18 protein-coding genes and 1 pseudogene are annotated in these 16,715 nt (G+C 73.1%); 13 read left to right on the top strand and 6 right to left on the bottom strand.

The window, feature by feature from the left end; all coding sequences use genetic code 11:
• Positions 1 to 318: 318 nt before the first annotated feature.
• Positions 319 to 609, top strand: coding sequence for a hypothetical protein (locus tag ACGFYY_RS03410; RefSeq protein WP_393706779.1), 291 nt, complete (start codon positions 319 to 321; stop codon positions 607 to 609).
• Between the two features lie 718 nt (positions 610 to 1,327).
• Here the strand turns inward: ACGFYY_RS03410 and ACGFYY_RS03405 are convergent.
• Together ACGFYY_RS03405 and ACGFYY_RS03400 are read right to left on the bottom strand one after the other, a co-directional pair.
• Positions 1,328 to 2,722: a PLP-dependent aminotransferase family protein gene (locus ACGFYY_RS03405; protein WP_393706777.1), complete on the bottom strand. Its 1,395-nt coding sequence runs from the start codon at positions 2,720 to 2,722 to the stop codon at positions 1,328 to 1,330.
• On the bottom strand, positions 2,719 to 3,174 hold the full coding sequence (locus ACGFYY_RS03400) for a MarR family winged helix-turn-helix transcriptional regulator (protein ID WP_393706775.1): 456 nt from the start codon (positions 3,172 to 3,174) through the stop codon (positions 2,719 to 2,721). Before ACGFYY_RS03400 ends, ACGFYY_RS03405 begins: the two co-directional genes overlap by 4 nt.
• A gap of 106 nt (positions 3,175 to 3,280) precedes the next feature.
• Here ACGFYY_RS03400 and ACGFYY_RS03395 point away from each other — a divergent pair, with 106 nt between their 5' ends.
• Positions 3,281 to 4,156 (top strand): alpha/beta fold hydrolase, encoded by an 876-nt coding sequence (locus ACGFYY_RS03395; RefSeq protein ID WP_393706773.1) that lies wholly within the window; start codon positions 3,281 to 3,283, stop codon positions 4,154 to 4,156.
• Between the two features lie 43 nt (positions 4,157 to 4,199).
• On the opposite strand, the pseudogene ACGFYY_RS03390 reads toward ACGFYY_RS03395, so the two are convergent.
• Positions 4,200 to 4,346 (bottom strand): annotated as a pseudogene (locus ACGFYY_RS03390) (IS481 family transposase); the annotation flags it as partial.
• A gap of 53 nt (positions 4,347 to 4,399) precedes the next feature.
• Between ACGFYY_RS03390 and ACGFYY_RS03385 the strand changes: the two are divergent.
• Positions 4,400 to 5,419, top strand: a complete 1,020-nt coding sequence (locus ACGFYY_RS03385; protein WP_393706771.1) for a quinone oxidoreductase family protein — start codon at positions 4,400 to 4,402, stop codon at positions 5,417 to 5,419.
• A 154-nt stretch (positions 5,420 to 5,573) separates the two neighbouring features.
• Here ACGFYY_RS03385 and ACGFYY_RS03380 read toward each other — a convergent pair whose 3' ends face one another.
• Complete coding sequence (locus tag ACGFYY_RS03380; RefSeq protein WP_365265628.1) at positions 5,574 to 5,945, bottom strand: ArsC/Spx/MgsR family protein; 372 nt, start codon at positions 5,943 to 5,945, stop codon at positions 5,574 to 5,576.
• Positions 5,946 to 6,052: 107 nt separating this feature from the next.
• Here ACGFYY_RS03380 and ACGFYY_RS03375 point away from each other — a divergent pair, with 107 nt between their 5' ends.
• Entirely contained in the window at positions 6,053 to 6,304 is a 252-nt protein-coding gene (locus ACGFYY_RS03375) for a hypothetical protein (RefSeq protein ID WP_030012991.1), read from the top strand.
• A 153-nt stretch (positions 6,305 to 6,457) separates the two neighbouring features.
• Positions 6,458 to 6,970 carry a hypothetical protein gene (locus ACGFYY_RS03370; protein WP_393706769.1) on the top strand — a complete coding sequence of 171 codons (513 nt, stop codon included), beginning with the start codon at positions 6,458 to 6,460 and terminating at the stop codon, positions 6,968 to 6,970.
• 21 nt (positions 6,971 to 6,991) lie between these two features.
• Here the strand turns inward: ACGFYY_RS03370 and ACGFYY_RS03365 are convergent, their stop codons facing one another.
• Entirely contained in the window at positions 6,992 to 8,083 is a 1,092-nt protein-coding gene (locus ACGFYY_RS03365) for a PP2C family protein-serine/threonine phosphatase (protein WP_393706768.1), read from the bottom strand.
• 89 nt (positions 8,084 to 8,172) lie between these two features.
• Here ACGFYY_RS03365 and ACGFYY_RS03360 point away from each other — a divergent pair, with 89 nt between their 5' ends.
• From ACGFYY_RS03360 to ACGFYY_RS03350, 3 genes are all read left to right on the top strand, one after another.
• Positions 8,173 to 8,928, top strand: a complete 756-nt coding sequence (locus ACGFYY_RS03360; protein WP_393706766.1) for a VIT family protein — start codon at positions 8,173 to 8,175, stop codon at positions 8,926 to 8,928.
• 184 nt (positions 8,929 to 9,112) lie between these two features.
• Positions 9,113 to 10,000: a TIGR01777 family oxidoreductase gene (locus ACGFYY_RS03355; RefSeq protein WP_365265622.1), complete on the top strand. Its 888-nt coding sequence runs from the start codon at positions 9,113 to 9,115 to the stop codon at positions 9,998 to 10,000.
• A gap of 156 nt (positions 10,001 to 10,156) precedes the next feature.
• Complete coding sequence (locus ACGFYY_RS03350; protein ID WP_393706764.1) at positions 10,157 to 11,428, top strand: NAD(P)/FAD-dependent oxidoreductase; 1,272 nt, start codon at positions 10,157 to 10,159, stop codon at positions 11,426 to 11,428.
• A gap of 97 nt (positions 11,429 to 11,525) precedes the next feature.
• Here the strand turns inward: ACGFYY_RS03350 and ACGFYY_RS03345 are convergent, their stop codons facing one another.
• On the bottom strand, positions 11,526 to 12,965 hold the full coding sequence (locus ACGFYY_RS03345; RefSeq protein WP_365265618.1) for a regulator: 1,440 nt from the start codon (positions 12,963 to 12,965) through the stop codon (positions 11,526 to 11,528).
• Positions 12,966 to 13,138: 173 nt separating this feature from the next.
• Between ACGFYY_RS03345 and ACGFYY_RS03340 the strand changes: the two genes are divergently transcribed.
• The 5 genes from ACGFYY_RS03340 (at position 13,139) to ACGFYY_RS03320 (ending at position 16,573) form a co-directional block, all read left to right on the top strand.
• Positions 13,139 to 13,459: a hypothetical protein gene (locus ACGFYY_RS03340; protein WP_393706761.1), complete on the top strand. Its 321-nt coding sequence runs from the start codon at positions 13,139 to 13,141 to the stop codon at positions 13,457 to 13,459.
• 76 nt (positions 13,460 to 13,535) lie between these two features.
• Positions 13,536 to 14,336, top strand: coding sequence for a lipoyl(octanoyl) transferase LipB (gene lipB / locus ACGFYY_RS03335; protein WP_365265614.1), 801 nt, complete (start codon positions 13,536 to 13,538; stop codon positions 14,334 to 14,336).
• 109 nt (positions 14,337 to 14,445) lie between these two features.
• The gene (lipA, locus tag ACGFYY_RS03330) at positions 14,446 to 15,393 is read left to right on the top strand and encodes a lipoyl synthase (RefSeq protein WP_365265612.1); all 948 of its coding nucleotides are present in this window, start codon (positions 14,446 to 14,448) and stop codon (positions 15,391 to 15,393) included.
• A gap of 273 nt (positions 15,394 to 15,666) precedes the next feature.
• Entirely contained in the window at positions 15,667 to 15,864 is a 198-nt protein-coding gene (locus ACGFYY_RS03325) for a hypothetical protein (protein ID WP_030389055.1), read from the top strand.
• Between the two features lie 10 nt (positions 15,865 to 15,874).
• Positions 15,875 to 16,573, top strand: coding sequence for a DUF4191 domain-containing protein (locus ACGFYY_RS03320; RefSeq protein WP_393706759.1), 699 nt, complete (start codon positions 15,875 to 15,877; stop codon positions 16,571 to 16,573).
• Positions 16,574 to 16,715: the final 142 nt, after the last annotated feature.

The raw sequence follows: 16,715 nt of genomic DNA, 5'->3' as shown, positions 1-16,715 counted from the left end.
CGGCCGGCCGGCCGGCCGAGCGATCGACCTGCCGTGTGCGCGGGGATGCCTCGCGCGTACCGCCGGCCTTCGGCGCCCCGGGCGGCCGTCCCTGTCTTCCCTCGCGTCGAGCCCCTCGGTGACTCGGTCGACCTCGTCCGGCGGTGGTCGACCGATCATCGGCCGATGCGACGAGATGTCCAGGTCGGTGGATTGCTGCGCATGGCTGCAATCGGAGGACAGGGCGCAACTCGGCATATGCCCCTGCGTTATGCCGGTCGATCGCCGGGGGCTCCGGTCCGACCGCCCCTCGTACTTCAACCTTCGAAAGGACCAGTCGTGGGAGGCATCCTCCTGTGGATCGTACTGATCTCCACCGCGCTGAGCACAGTTTTCGCGGCCTTGGCGTCCTCGGGCACCGCCCGCCTCTGGGGCGTGGACGCCCTTGAACTGAGGCGTCAGCAGCGCTTCAAGAGGGTGCTGTCCCTGCATGTGGACGCCGTGCGGCTCTCTCGCGGCGAAGGCGCGGTGCCGGTGCGGCCGGCGGGGGAGCCCGTCGATGTCTTCGCCTCAGGCTCCTTCATGAGTCATGTCGGTCACCCGTCGCACGAGGTTTTTGCGACAAAATGACACCTTTGCCGGCGGCCGAAGGTGCCCGGCTCGACCTGACGCCTACGGTCCCATCGCCGGGGTGGGCCGTGGCGCGAAGGGCGGGGCGGGGGCCGGGCCGGGGTGCCATTCATTTCTGCACGCCGGTGAGCGAACTGGACGAAAAGAATGATCGATATCGCCGAAAAACCCCGGCAATTCGCACATCGGCGGGTGGGTTCAAAAACCCCGGCAATCCGCCCATTGCTGCTTTCTCTCCACCGCATTGGCTATGTTGAAGCGGCGACGGTCGGTCGCATTCCTGCTCGATTCGCTCCGCGTCGGATATCGAGAGAAAGTAGAAATTTGTCGAAACTGAAAGAATTATCATCGGGTCGGCGTCGGGGCGCTCGCACACCGTCCGCGAGAAGGGTCGCGTGAGGATGCGCCCCCGTGGTGAGCCGGCCGATCATGGCCCATGGGCTGCGGTGAGGCGGCCGGCGTCTTCGGTGCGCGCGGCGCTGACGCGTACGCTCCGCCGCCTGGCCGACATGGGTACGGCCGGCGGAACCGCCCCGCCCCGCACGGGGGTGAGCTCGATGTCGGCACTTCAGGACGAATACAGGGCGGGCTTCTCCCTGTCCCCGCCTCCTCCGATGGGCGCGGAGGGCGACCTCCACGAATGCCCGTGGTGCCGATCCCTCGGAAGACCCGAGCGGAAGGAGCGGCCTTGAAGGAGCCGCCCGAAGCCGGGGACCCCTCACCCCGAGCCGCCCGCCACCTCCGCCAAGGTTGCGAGTGCCCGGCCGAACGCCGAGTCCGGGGGTGCCGCGTAGCCGACCACCAGCCCCTCGCGGGGTGGGGTCGGGTCGGCCGGGTGCCGGTAGGACGAGAGGCCGTCCAGGGCCAGGCCCGCGGTGTGCGCCGCCGCCAGGGCGGGGGACTCCCGGCCCGGAGCGAGCTCCAGTACGGCGTGCAGGCCGGCCGAGATGCCCGTCACCCGGACCTCCGGCGCGCGTGCCGCCAGTACGGCCACCAGTCGGTCGCGGCGGTCCCGGTAGCGCAGGCGCATCCGGCGTACGTGGCGGTCGTACGCCCCGCACTCGATGAAGTCGGCCAGAGCCAGCTGGTCCAAGGTGCTCGCCCAGGACTCCCGCAGGCCCTTCGCGGCCAGGACCTGGTCGCGCAGCCGGTCCGGGAGGACCAGCCAGCCCAGACGCAGCGCGGGGGAGAGGCTCTTGCTCAGCGAGCCCGCGTACACCACGTGTTCGGGGGCCAGACCCTGCAGCGCACCGACCGGTTTGCGGTCGTAGCGGAACTCCCCGTCGTAGTCGTCCTCCACGATCACGGCACCGGTGCCGCGGGCCCATTCCACGGCGGCGGCGCGCCGTGCGGGCAGCAGGCGGCCGCCCGTCGGGAACTGGTGCGCCGGTGTGAGCAGCAACGTAGGTACCCGGGACGGGAGTCCCGTCGTCCGGGCGCCGTCCTCGTCGACCGGGACGGGGTACGGGTGGACCCCGGCGGCTTGGAGGATGCCCTGGTGGAAGGGCAGCCCGTACGCCTCGACGGCCCAGTCGGGGGGCCGGACGGACGTCAGGAGCCGTAGCCCGTTGGCGAAGCCCGAGCAGATCACGATGTTCTCGGGGCCGCAGCGCACGCCCCGCGCCCGGGAGAGGTAGCCGGCCAGGGCCCGCCGCAGCTCGGGGCGGCCTTGCGGATCGCCGGGCCCGAAGGCCTCGGTGGGCGCCCCGGCCAGGGCCCGGCGGGCGCTGGCGGCCCAGGCGGCCCGCGGGAAGGAGGCGGGGTCGGGCTTGCCCTGGAGCAGGTCGTGGCGGGGCCGGTCGGGTACGGGCCCGACCGCGACGGTGGGCGCGCCGGTGGTGGCGACCCCCTCGGCGACGCGGGTGCCGGAACCCTGCCGGGCGGTGAACCAGCCCTCGGCGACCAACTCGGCGTACGCGTCGGCGACGGCGTTGCGGGCCAGCCCGAGGTCGGCGGCCAGCGCCCGGTACGGCGGCAGCAGGGTCCCGCCGGCCAGTCGGCCGCTGCGCACGGCACTGCGCAGGGCCTGGGCGAGGGCGGTCCGCCGGGCGCCCTCGGCGGGGAGTTCCAGGTGCAGGTCGGCACCCCCGGGTCCCGGGTCGGGGGCGGTCATGGGCGCGGCTCCCGTGCGAAGACGGCGTGGGTGGCCGTCAGGAAGCGGCGTACGGTCTCCCGTTCGGCGGGGTCCAAGCCGTCGAGGACCTGGAGCACGCCGTCGATCAGCGGCCCGAAGAACTCCTGGCCCAGGCGGATCGCGGCCGGCTCCACGCGCAGCAGGATCCGGCGCCGGTCGTCGTCGTCGCGGACACGTGCCACGTGGCCGAGTCGTTCGAGGCGGTCGATCAGGGAGGTGGTGCCGGCGGAGTTGAGGCCGAGGCGGGCGCCGAGCAGGCCCGCGGTGGCCGGTTCGTCCGCGCGGGCCGCGTCGAGGAGGCAGATCAGGGCGCGTACGTCGGTGGGGTGCATGTCGTTGCGAGCGGCGAACTCGGCCTGGCGCAGGCCGAACTCCACGGTCACCGCGCGGAGCAGGTGCACCGTTCGAAGGTCGTCGGGTTCCTCGTTCACACAGCCCCCTGGTGGAATCTCTCGCTGAGCGAGATTATCGCTTGGCGAGAGATTTTGGACGAGAGGTTTTCGGGCGAGCGCTGGTGGGCGAGGGGTGGAGGAGACGGTGGATCAGGCATCGGAGCGGGACGTGCGCGGGGCGTCTTCCTTTCGCGTCGCCTACGACGCGGCGCTCGGCCGGTGGCCCGGCCCCGTCGAGCCCGTCGACCTGCCCACCCCCTACGGGGTCACCCACGTCAACCGCTGCGGCCCGGCCGGCGCACCGCCGCTGGTACTGCTGCCCGGCGGCGGGGCCACCTCCACCGTGTGGGGCGCCTGCGTCGCGGCCGGAGCGGCCCGCACCCACCGGGTGCACGCCGTGGACCTGGTGGGCGATCCCGGGCTCAGCGTGCCGGCGGCCGACCGGGCGATCCGGTCCGTCGGAGACCTGATCGGCTGGCTCGATGCCGTCCTCGACGGGCTGGGCGCGCAAGGCCCGGTGACCCTCGCCGGGCACTCGTACGGGGCCTGGATCGCCGCCCACTACGCGGCCCTGCGCCCGGCCCGGCTCGGCCGCCTGGTGCTGCTCGACCCGACCCAGGTCTTCGCGGGGCTGCGCCCGGGCTACGTACTGCGCGCGGTGCCCATGCTGGTGCGGCCCACCCCGGAGCGGGTCCGCTCCTTCCTCGCCTGGGAGACCCGCGGGGCCGCGCTCGATCCGGCCTGGCTGCGGCTGCAGGGGGAGGGCGCAGGCTTTCCCACCGTACGGCCGGTCACCGGCCCGCGCCCGGACCTGGCCGGCCTCGCGCACTTTTCGGGCGGGAACCTGGAGGTCGATGTCCTCTTCGCCGGGCTAGCCCGCTGCCACGACCCCGGCCGCGCGGCCCGGGCGGCGCGCGAGGTGCTGCCGGGTGCGCGTGTCGACGTACTGCCCGGGGTCGCGCACCACGGGCTGCCGCTGACGGCGGCCACGGAGATCGTCAGGCGGCTCGCGATCCGGTAGGGCCGGGTTCGTTCGTGGGTGATCCCGGCCGCCGCCGGACTGTCGCGTGGCCGTCGACGGTGGTGTGCGGGTAGCTGTAGCCGGCGTTCCTACGGGACTTGCGGCCCGCTTGCCGGCCCAGGACCTTGTGTCCGCCGCCGTCGCGGATGCTGCCGAGCTTCTTCATGTCGACGTGCACGAACTCGCCGGGAATCGGATCGCCGTCAACGGGGTTGGTGGGGGACAAACCGTTAGTGGAGGGCCATGCGAGCGATTCAGGTGTACGAAGTGGGCGGTCCCGAGGTGCTGCGGGAGGCCGAGGTGGACCAGCCCCGGCCGGGTCCGGGCGAGGCGGTCGTGGAGGTCGCCGCATCCGGGGTCAACTTCCTCGACGTCTACCACCGGGAAGGCCGGTACAGCCTCCCGCTGCCCTTCACCCCGGGCGCTGAGGGCGCCGGCACGGTCGTCGAGGTGGGACCCGGCGTCGCCGACGTCGCGGTCGGGGACCGGGTCGGTTGGGTGGAGATTCCCGGCACGTATGCCGAGCGGGCCGTCGTGGACTCCTCCCGGCTGGTGCCGCTGCCCGACGACATCGGCTTCGAGACAGCCGCCGCCGTGCTCCTCCAAGGCATGACCGCGCACTATCTCGTCAAGGACGCCTACCCGGTCCAGAGGGGCGACACGGTGCTCGTGCATGCGGCCGCTGGTGGCATGGGGCTGCAGTTGACCCAGCTCATCACCCATCTCGGCGGCAGGGTGATCGGCACGACGTCGACCACGGCGAAGGCCGAGCTGGCCAAGCGTGCCGGGGCCGCCGAGGTGATCCTTTCCTCCGAGGTCGACGATCTCGCGGCCGAGGTCAGGCGACTCAACGGCGGTCAGGGACTGCCGGTCGTCTTCGACGGCGTCGGCGCGCACACCTTCGATGCGAGCCTCGCCAGCCTGCGAACCCGCGGCCATCTCGTGCTCTTCGGCGCGGCAAGTGGTGCCGTGCCGCCGTTCGATCCGATTCGGCTCGCCCACGGCGGTTCGCTGACCCTGATCCGGCCCAGCCTCGGGGACTTCATCGCCGATCGGTCCGAACTGCTCCGACGGGCCGCCGACGTGTTCGAGTGGGTGCGCTCCAAGGCGCTCGAGGTCACCGTGACGGCACGCTACGCATTGTCCGATGCCGCCCAGGCCCACAGCGATCTGGAGGCTCGGCGTACCACCGGCAAGCTGCTCGTCGTACCCTTGCGGCCGCTGTCGGACGCCGCGAGGAGACGCGGAGCTGATCGCGGGTGACGAGGTCGGGGATCTTGGAGGCCGAGATGTCCCAGCGGGTGGGGGCATGGCCGACCGTCATCGCCAAGATCCCCGACAGCGTCAGGCACTCAGCAGGCCAAGATCAAGTTCTGGCGGGTTCCCGGCGTGTCCCCAACCTCACCGGGCAACACACCTAGCCCTTGCGGGACAGGGCCTCGCGGACGGCTTCCTCGGAGCGGCCGACCACGGCCGTGCCGTCCTCGGCGGTGATGATCGGGCGCTGGATGAGCTTCGGGTGGGCGGCGAGGTGGGCGATCCACAGCCCGCGCGCCGCGTCGGTCTCCTCGCGCGGCAGGTCCCTGACGCCGGTCTCCCCGGCGAGCGGGTCCGAGGTGCGCGTGATGTCCCACGGCTCCAGCCCGAGACGGCCGAGCACCTCGCGGATCTCGTCCTCGGAGGGCACGTCCTCCAGGTAGCGACGCACCGTGTAGTCGGCGCCCTCCGCGTCCAGCAGGGTCAGGGCGCTGCGGCACTTGGAACAGGCGGGATTGATCCAGATCTCCATGGCGCCAACCCTACCCAGACCCGGTCCGGCCAGGGGCTTCTGTCAGTGGTCACCGGTAAAATCGAGGGAGAACGACAGGAAGCCAACTACCGTTTGGGAGGCTGTAGATGGCCACTGCCACCACCGTCCAGCACGTCAAGAAGAAGCCGCTGCCGGCGGGACTGCCCCGCGAGTGGTACGAGAGCCACAACCGCCGTCTGAAGGCGATGCGGTTGGCGATATCCCTGCTCGACTCGGGGACGTACGACGCTCGGCGCGCCACCAACCGGAAGATCCGGACGATGGCCGTCCGGACGGGGATCCACCGGCCGTCGAATGTCACCTGCAAGATGGTGCGCGCGTTCATCATGGAGTCGTAGGCGGCAGCCGGCCGCGGGTGTCGGTCGCGGGTCGCCACGGCTCGGCACCCACCGCACGACGAGGGTCCCGACCGGCCGAGCGCCGGCCGGTCGGGGCCGGACCCCGCGGTCCCCCGGACGCGGGCCCGGCCGCGATCCCACAAGATGATCTCCATGCAGCACATCGAGTTCTTCACCTACGCGACCGCCCGCCTGTGGGGCGTCCGCGTCGACGGGGCCGACCTGCGCGTGCACGCCGCGGAGGCCACCCGCCCGCTGTGGCTCCAGGAGGAGAGCGCGTACGAGAGGACGCCGGAGCGCACGGAGGAGTTCCTGCTCAAGCAGTACAGCGGACTGACCGAGGCCGACCTCGGCAACCCGGTGCGCCACTTCCTCGGCGACGCCACCCCGGAACTCCGGCACCCACCGACGGACGCGACCGCGGTCCTGGGCTGCCCCTGCGGGATCTGGGATTGTTGGCCCCTGTTCACCCGCATCACCGCCACCCCCGAGACCGTCACCTGGTCCGGCTTCCGCCAACCCCACCGGCCGGCCTGGGGAGATCTGCCCGTCGGACCGTTCGTCTTTCCCCGGCCCGCTTACGAGCACGCGCTCACGCACGCCGTCCACCACGTCGAGGACCCCCTCACGGCCCTGCCGCCGGCCGGCACGGCCGGCGGGGCGTGACCGCGGACCGCCGGGAACGGCCTACACCGCCGGTTCCCGGCCGTCCAGGGAGAGCAGCAGCAGGGCCACGTCGTCGTTCGGGCCGCCGTTCGTGAAGGCCAACAGGTCCTGCCACACCGCCCCGAGCAGACCCCCCGGATCCCGCGCCAGTACGGGCACGCGGGCGGCCAGCGGGTAGAAGTGCCCCGTCGCGTCGCGGGCCTCCGTCACACCGTCGGTGTGCAGCAGCAGCTGGTCCCCGGGGCGTACCGCCAGCTCCGTCACCTTCGGCGGGCTCGGGCCGGCGAGCCCCAGGCCCAGGGGCGGCCCCGGGTCCACCGCCACCTCCTCCACCTCCGGTCCGCGGACCCGCAGGGCCGAGGGATGCCCGCACGACACGATCCGTACGACGTCCAGCCCGGGTGGGAACTCCAGCAGCACAGCGGTGGCGAACAGCTCCGGATGCTCGACCGAGGCGGCCGCCGCGTCCGCCACCAGCCGACGGTCCAGCCGGGCCGCGACCGCCCCGAGCCCGGCGTCGTCGATCACGGCCTCGCGGAAGGCGCCGAGCAGCGCCCCCACCGTGGCGACCGCCGCCAGCCCGTGCCCCTGTACGTCCCCGACCAGGACCCGCACCCCGTGCGGCCCGGCCCGTACGTCGTACAGGTCGCCGCCGACCAGCGTGCCGCGCTGCGCCGCCCGGTACAGGCCCGAGCAGCGCACCGGACCCACCCGATCGGGCACCGGCGGGAGGACCGCGAGCTGGGCCGCCTCCGCCACCGTCCGTACGCTGACCAGCTGGTCGTCCCGGCGTTGGCGGACCCAGGCGATCACCACGCTGAGCACCCCGACGGCGGCCACCGTGGCCAGGTCCGTACTGCGGGCGTGGCCCACGCCGAGGGACGGCAGGCCCAGGAGCAGCAGGACGATGGCGGCGAAGGACGCGGTCCCGGCCGCCCCGTACGCGAAGGCGGCCACCGGGGGCAGGCCCGCCAGGAAGAACCCGAGCTCCGCGCCAGGGGTCAGCGCCTGGGCGAGGACCAGCGCCACCAAGGCCGCCGCGGGGGCGATCCGGGCCCAACGTGGCGGCGGTTCCCCGCGCAGCCCGCCCGGCTCCTCGCGTCGGCGTCTCACCCCTCCACCCTGGTACGGGGGCCGGGCCGGCGCACCCCGGACCGGCCCGCCGGGTGGCCCCGCGGGCCCCGGGCCGGGACAGTGGGGGCGTGACGGCAGGCGAAGGCGCGGGCAGACGGCCCGGCAAGGCGCACATCGAGGCGCACGGCGAGGGCGACGGATCACAGAGCGCGGAGATCAGCACGCGGCTGAACTGGCTGCGCGCGGGTGTGCTCGGCGCCAACGACGGGATCATCTCCACCGCGGGCCTGGTGGTCGGTATGGCCGGGGCCACCACCTCGCGCTCGGCGATCCTGGCCGCGGGCGTCGCCGGGCTGCTGGCGGGCTCGCTGTCGATGGCGGCGGGGGAGTACGTCTCCGTCAGCTCGCAGCGGGACTCCGAAAAGGCCGCACTCGACCTGGAGCGCTGGGAACTGGCCGAGGAGCCGGAGGCGGAGCTCGACGAACTCACCGACCTGCTCGCCGAGCGGGGGCTCAGCCGGGAGGTGGCCCGGGAGGCCGCCGAGCAGCTGACGGAGCGGGACGCGTTGCGGGCCCACGCCCGGGTGGAGCTGGGGATCAACCCCGACGAGCTGGCCAACCCGTGGCACGCGGCCTTCGCCAGCCTCATCGCCTTCACGGTGGGGGCGCTGCTGCCGCTGCTGGCGATCATCCTGCCGGGGCCGTCGCAGCGGGTGCCGGTGACGGTGGTGGCGGTGCTGGCGGCGCTGACGCTGTGCGGGGTGATCAGCGCGCGGCTGGGCGGTGCGCCGGTGGGGCGGGCGGTGCTGCGCAACGTCGCCGGGGGCGCGCTGGCCATGGCCGTCACCTACGCGGTGGGCACCTGGCTGGGCACGACCGCCTGACCGGGGCCCGCCCGGCCCCGTGGGGGCTCCGCCCCCCACCCCGCGCCTCGATCGCCGGCGGGGCTGATCTTTCAGCCTCGCCGGCGATCGAGGCGCGGGCGCGGAGCGCCGTGCGGTGACGTCCGCGCACGGCGCGCGCCCCGAATCCGCCGAGCACAGCGCAGCGACCCGGCAGGATGGGGGCATGCGCATTGCTGTCACCGGGGCGACCGGGCTCATCGGAAGTGCACTCGTGCGGTCCCTCCGGGCGGACGGGCACGAGGTGGTGCGGTTCGTGCGGCGGGAACCCGTCGGGGCGGACGAGGCGCGGTGGGATCCGGCGCGCGGGTACGTGGACCCCGCCGGGCTGGCCGGCTGCGGGGCCGTCGTGCACCTGGCCGGGGCCGGGGTCGGGGACCACCGGTGGACGGCCGCGTACAAGCGGGAGATCCGCGACAGCCGGGTGCTCGGCACCGCCGCGCTCGCGCACGCCCTCGCCGCCCTCGACGAGCCGCCCGCCGTCCTGGTCAGCGGTTCGGCCGTCGGCTACTACGGGGACACCGGTGACCGGGCCGTCGACGAGGACGCCCCCGCCGGGCAGGGGTTCCTGCCCTCGGTCTGCGTGGAGTGGGAGGCGGCCACCGCCCCCGCCCAGGAGGCCGGGATCCGCACCGCGTTCGCACGCACCGGCTTGGTCGTCGCCCGTGAGGGCGGGGCCTGGGGGCGGATGTTCCCCCTGTTCCGCGCCGGGGTCGGCGGCCGGCTCGGCAACGGCCGCCAGTACTGGCCGTACATCTCCCTCCACGACGAGGTCGCGGCCCTGCGGCACATCATCGACACCCCGGGCCTGTCCGGCCCGGTCAACCTGACCGCCCCGGAGCCGCTGACCAACCGCCAGATCACCGAGGCCATGGCCCGGGTGCTGCGCCGGCCCGCGGTGCTCCCCGTACCGGCCGTGGCCCTGCGCGTGGCGCTGGGGGAGTTCTCCGAGGACGTACTGGGCAGTCAGCGGGCCCGGCCCGCGCGGCTGCTGGGGTCCGGCTTCGTCTTCCGCGACCCCGGTATCGAGCAGGCGATCCGCGCCGCGCTCTGAGATCCGTGTGCGACCACCGTGCGACCGTTTATGACCCGAATGCGACCGCTGTGCGACCGGAGTTGACCGCAATACCCCGCCGAACTCGGGTTCCCCTTTAACCGGTTGGGGGAAGGAGGATCCCCACACAGCCGCGCCGACCTCGGGGAGGGGCACGTGCTCAGCAGCGCACACCATGCCGCACACCATGCGGACGTCGTCATCGTAGGAGCCGGAGTCTCAGGACTCGCGGCAGCGCAGCACCTGATCGCCGCCGGAGTCACGGTCACCGTCCTGGAAGCCGCGGACGACCCCGGCGGGCGGATGGCCACCGAGTCCGTCGACGGATTCCGGCTCGACCGGATCGGCCAACTGCTCAACACCGCGTACCCGGAGCTCGAACGCACCCCGGGCCTGCGGGCCCTGACCCTGCGCCCCTTCACCCCGGGCGTCCTCGTCCACACCGACGGAAAACAGCTGCGGGTCGGGGTCCTCACCCCGGCCCGGGCCCTGGCCAGCCGCTCCCTCGACCAGGCCCGGATCAGCGCCGCCCTCGCCCGGTTCGCCACCCTGCCCGAGGAGAAGCTCCTGGCCCGTCCCGAACGCACCGCCCACGCCGCCCTGCGCTCCCGCGGGCTGCCGACCCGCACCCTGAACGGGGCGCTGCGCCCCCTGCTCGCCACCCTGCTGCGCGACCCGGAGCTCACCACCTCCAGCCGTGTCGCCGACCTCGCCCTGCGCACCTTCGCCCGCGGCCGGCTCGCCGTACCCGAGGGCGGCGCGGCGGCCCTGCCCGACCTGCTCGCCGCCGCCCTGCCGGCCGGCACCGTACGCACCGGGGTCCGGGTCCGATCGGTCGCCACCAACCTGGTCACCACCGAGGAGCACGGCGACTTCCGCTGCCGCTCCGTCCTCCTGGCCACCGGGGCCCGCGCCGCCGCCGAGCTCCTGCCCGGCCTGCGCGTGCCCGCCTTCCACGAGGTCACCGTCCTGCACCACGCCACCACCGCACCCCTGCACCGCGACGGCACGCTGCTCCTGGACGGGGACCCCAACTGGCCCGTCTCCCACACGGCCGTCATGAGCGCGGTCGACCCGACCCGGGCCCCGGCCGGCCGGAGCCTGGTCACCACCACCGTGCTCGGCCCGCCACCACCGGCGCGCACGGTCGCCGCCCGGCTGGCCCGCCTCTACGACACCCCCACCCGCGAGTGGGACCTGCTGGCCGTCCACCACACCCCGGAGGCGGTCCCCGCGATGCCCCCGCCGCACGACCTGCGGCGTCCCGTACGGGTACTGGCCGGGCTGTACGTGTGCGGCGACCACCGCGACACCAACACCGTCCAAGGAGCCCTGCACTCGGCCCGCCGCGCCGCCGGCGCCGTGCTGCGCGACTTCGGAATCCCGCTCCCGGTCGCCCCGGAGCCCGCCCTCCCGGTGGCGGCCTGAGAACACCTGACGACGCCGGCGGGGCCCCGCTCCCGCCTCGCCGGCGTTCCGGGCACGAGATCAGGGGCCCGACCGGCCCCGAGGCCGACCCGCGGAGTCATGCCAGGGCCGCCACCCGGTCCCGATAGGTCCGCACCGCCGAGGCGTCCCGATACGGCTCCAGCCGCCGCTCGAAGTCCCGTACGTACTCCACCGCGCGCACCGACCGCATCTCCATCGCCTGCTGTGCCGCCTCCGCGCCCAGCGCGCACGCCTGGTCCAGCTCGCCCAGCCCCAGCCTGGCCGTCGCCAGCACCACCCGGCAGAACAGTCGGGACCGGGCGTATCCCGGCGCCCTCAGCTGCAGGGACCGCTCCGCGTGCTGCGCCGAGGCCCGGTACTGCTGGAGGTCCCGGTGGCAGTGCCCGAACTCGTCCGCCAGCTGCGCCTCGTCGAAGAACCGCGCCCAGTGCGGTACGTCGTCACCCGGCCGGGCCGCGCCCAGCGCGCGCTCGGCCCGCACCAGGGAGGCGGTCGACGCCCGCACCTCGCCGAGGACCGCGTGTCCGCGCGCCTCCGCCGAGTGGAGCAGCGCCTGCACCACGGGCGGCGGGCCGGAGCCGACGCCCTGCTGGGCCACCCGGGCCAGTTGCACGGCCTCGCGGCCGTGGCCGAGGTAGACCGCCTGCCGGCTCATGGTGACCAGCACGTACGAGCCGTACGGGCGGTCCGCGGCCGCCTGCGCCAGCCGTAGCGCCTGGACGAAGTAGCGCTGGGCCAGCCCGTGCGCGGCGATGTCGTACGAGGTCCAGCCCGCGAGCCGGGTCAGATCGGCGGCGGCCGAGAACAGCCGCCGCCCGGTGGTCTCCCCGTAGGTCCCGCGGAGCATCGGCTCGGCCTCGTGCTCCAGGTACCGCACCAGGGCCTGTCGGGCGTGCCCGCCGCCGTAGGCCTGGTCCAGGGTCCGGAACAGCTCGCTCACCGATCTCAGCGCCGCGATGTCCCCGCTGGTCACCCGCTGCCCGGGGCCGCGGTCGATCTGCCGCTGCCGGGGCACCGAGGCCCGCCCCTGCAGCGGGACGCGGGCCGCGGCGGGTTCCGCGCCCCGGCCGACCCGCTCGTCGGCCCGGCCGATCAACCAGTCCCGGCTCGGCACGACCAGCCCGGCCGGGGTGAAGGCGATCTTCCGAAGTTCGGCGTGCGAGCCGGAGTCCTTGCGCCACAGCCCGCTCGCGATGTCCACGGCCTCTTCCGGGGTGGCCGCGAACTCCAGCCCGGCGTACACGGGCGCGCAGGCGTCCAGGCCCAGGTCCTGGGCCGAGAGGCGGCGACCGAGGCGGCGGGTGAAGACCTCGGCGATCAGCGCCGGGGTGGTGCCGCGGGGCTGCTGCCCGCGCAGCCACCGGGTCACGGAGGTCTTGTCGTACCGCAGGTCGAGACCGTGCTCCAGGCCGAGCTGGTCGACGCGGCGGGCGAGACCGGCATGGGAGAACCCGGCTTCCGCGATCAGCGCCGCGAGTTGCCGGTTGGGGACGCGCTGGGCAGGTCGTTCCGTCATCGGCTCCACGGTTTCCTGACGTGACGGACCGGAGTCCCGGCCCTGTGAACGGCGTGAATGTAGCGGCGAACTTCGCCGATGCCGCCCTCTCTGCCCCACATTCATCCGATCGTGTGCAGAATGCGTAGGGGCCTTTACGGACCGGCTCCCTCCGCCCGCGTACGCTGCGGGCCATGACCCCTCGGCCCCACAGGGCGCACCTCCCCGAGGAGCGAACCGAATCCACCGCCCCGCTGCCCCCGCCCGAACTGACCGAGGCGGAGTGCCGGCGCTGCGGCACCTACATCGCGGGGCTGGACGGCCGGTACGCGTGCGGGGTGTGCGGCTGGGTCAACGACCACTCGGAAGGCCACCGGCGGCTGCCGCGCGCGGACGAGGACCCGGACCGACCGGCCAAGGGGAGGCGTCGGCCGAAGCAGCTGCCGGGGCCCCCGCCGGAGCCGATGCCCGAGGCCGCGCCGGAGCCCGCGCCGGAGCCTTCGCCGGGGCCCTGAAGGGGCTCGCGCGGGCCGCCGTACCCTTGCTCAGTGAGGTACGTGCACACAGCAGGTTCAATGAGGAGGCGCTGCGGTGGCTGAGCTCGGTTTTGTCCATCTGGGCTTCGGACCCGAATCCGTCGAGTACACCCAGGCCTGGGAAGAACAGCGCAGGGTGCACGCGGCCCGCTTCGCGGACGAGATAGAGGACACCTGCCTGCTGCTGGAGCACCTGCCGGTCTACACGGCGGGCCGGCGCACCGACCCCAGCGAGCGCCCGCTCGACGGCACCCCCGTCGTCGACGTGGACCGCGGCGGCAAGATCACCTGGCACGGCCCGGGGCAGCTGGTCGGCTACCCGATCATGAAGCTGCCCCGCCCGGTGGACGTGGTCGCCCACGTCCGCCGCCTGGAGGAGGCCCTGATCCGCACGGCCGCCGAGTTCGGCCTGGAGACCACCCGGGTCGAGGGCCGCTCCGGGGTGTGGGTCCTGGGCGACCCCGTCGAGGAGCGTCCGAAGATCGGCGGGCTGTCGCTGGAGTTCGACCCCCGGCTGCACGACGAGGAGTTCGACGCGCGGCTGAACGGCCCCGAGTACGCCCCGTCCAACGCCGGCCAGCGCCGCGAGGACCGCAAGCTCGCCGCCATCGGCATCCGGGTCGCCAAGGGCGTCACGATGCACGGCTTCGCGATCAACGTGAACCCGGACAGCACCTGGTTCGACCGGATCATCCCCTGCGGGATCCGGGACGCCGGTGTGACCTCGCTCTCGTACGAACTGGGGCGGGAGATCACCATCGCCGAGGTACTTCCGGTGGCCGAACGGCACCTGAGGGACGTCCTGGAGCACGCGGAACCGAAGCCCCGCGAGATCGAGCCGGCACTGGGCTCCTAGCCCCCGGGAATGCGACCGGCCACCCGCAGGTTGGCCGACGTAAGAGCGTACGAAATTACGGGCGTACCCTGGTGGGCGCCCGAACAATCGAAGTCACAGGGAGCCGGTCGTGTCCGCAGTCGCACCCGACGGACGCAAGATGCTGCGCCTGGAGGTCCGTAACGCCCAGACCCCCATCGAGCGCAAGCCCGAGTGGATCAAGACCCGGGCGAAGATGGGTCCCGAGTACACCAAGATGCAGGCCCTGGTGAAGGGCGAAGGACTGCACACGGTGTGCCAGGAAGCCGGTTGTCCGAACATCTACGAATGCTGGGAGGACCGCGAGGCCACCTTCCTCATCGGTGGTGACCAGTGCACCCGGCGTTGTGACTTCTGCCAGATCGACACGGGCAAGCCCGAGGCGCTGGACCGTGACGAGCCGCGGCGCGTCGGCGAGTCCGTGGTCACGATGGACCTGAACTACGCCACCATCACGGGTGTCGCGCGCGACGACCTGGCCGACGGCGGCGCCTGGCTGTACGCGGAGACCGTGCGCCAGATCCACCAGCAGACGGCGGCCCGCGAGACCGGCCACACCAAGGTCGAGTTGCTGGCCCCCGACTTCAACGCGGTCCCGGAGCTGCTGGAGGAGGTCTTCGCCTCCCGCCCCGAGGTCTTCGCGCACAACGTCGAGACCGTGCCCCGCATCTTCAAGCGGATCCGCCCCGGCTTCCGCTACGAGCGCTCGCTCGACGTGATCCGGCAGGCCCGCGCCTACGGCCTGGTCACCAAGTCGAACCTGATCCTCGGCATGGGCGAGGAGCGCGAGGAGGTCTCGCAGGCTCTGAAGGAGCTGCACGAGGCCGGCTGCGAGCTCATCACCATCACCCAGTACCTGCGGCCCTCGCCGCGGCACCACCCCGTCGAGCGCTGGGTGAAGCCGGCCGAGTTCGTCGAGCTGGCGAAGGAGGCCGAGGAGATCGGCTTCTCCGGTGTGATGTCCGGCCCGCTGGTCCGGTCCTCGTACCGCGCGGGTCGTCTGTACCAGCAGGCGATGGAGAAGCGCAGCCGAGTCTGAGCGCGCGTCGGTCCGGTCGGCCGGGTGATCGTCGGCGCGCCGAGCGTGTGAAGTCGCGCACAAAGCGTTACTAGTGGGTAACACCGCATCGACGCGGCCCCTAGGCTCTTTCCTGAGGAAGAGTCCGGCGGGCCGCGTCAGTGTTTGCAACGTGTACATCACATTTGACCGACCGGTCATGCCCTGGTAACACCAGTCAGTGACGCTTGGTCCACGCACCGCACACAACGCTCGCATCACGCCGACGCGAGCATCGTGAAAGGGATCGACACCATGCAGGCCGCGCCCGTACGCGCCATTGCCATCCCGACCTTCTCCGATGCCTTCCGGGGCATCGAGTCCCTGCTGATGAGCGGGGCCCGCCGCAACGCCTGGACGGCCGTCCTGGAGGACCGCAAGAGGGCGAAGGACCGGGTCGAAACCGAACACGTACTTGAGGCCGCGGCTACCCGAACCCCGCAGGCCACGTAAACTTCGCTGTATGGCGAGGAAGTCAAACGCAGAGACTGCTGCGAACCCCGGGCGACTGAAGCAGATCGCCCTGACGTACAAGATGACGCGCAAGGCGGACCCGAAGGTCGGTCTGATCGTCGCAGGCGTGGGCATCGTCACCTTCGGTGTCTTCCTCGCGATCGGCTTCCTGGTCGAGCACGAGCTCTACCTGGGCATCCTGGGATTCCTGGTGGCGTTCCTCGCGATGGCGATCGTCTTCGGGCGACGGGCCGAGCGGGCTGCCTTCGGGCAGATGGAGGGCCAGCCGGGAGCGGCCGCGGCCGTACTGGACAACGTGGGTCGGGGCTGGACGACCACCCCCGCCGTCGCGATGACCCGGCAGCAGGACATCGTCCACCGTGCCGTCGGCAAGGCCGGCGTCGTGCTGATCGCCGAGGGCAACCCGAACCGCGTGAAGCCGCTGCTCGCGAACGAGAAGAAGAAGCTGGCCCGGATCATGCCGGACGTGCCGGTGCACGACTTCATCGTGGGCACGGGCGAGGGCGAGGTGCCGCTCAAGAAGGTGCGCACCACGCTGCTCAAGCTCCCGCGCGTGCTGGCCGGTCCCCAGATCACCGAGATCAACGACAAGCTGCGCGCCATGGGTGACCTCATGAGCAACATGCCGCTGCCGAAGGGCCCCATGCCGAAGGGCATGAAGATGCCGCGCGGCGGAAAGATGCGCTGACCGGGTCAGCTGATTTTCGTATACGACACAGGGGTGGCCCCCCCCCCCCCCGCGGGGGGGGGGCCCCCGGGGGGGGTGGCCCACAAACAAACCCCAAAAGCGGGCCCCGCAGGGGGGGGGCCCGCGGGGGTGGCCGGCGCGC

Origin of the sequence: Streptomyces sp. NPDC048331 (assembly GCF_043201215.1) — a bacterium.
Lineage (GTDB): Bacteria > Actinomycetota > Actinomycetes > Streptomycetales > Streptomycetaceae > Streptomyces.
The sequence above is the reverse complement of the archived record's forward strand: the minus strand, read 5'-3'. Positions and strand labels throughout refer to the sequence as shown.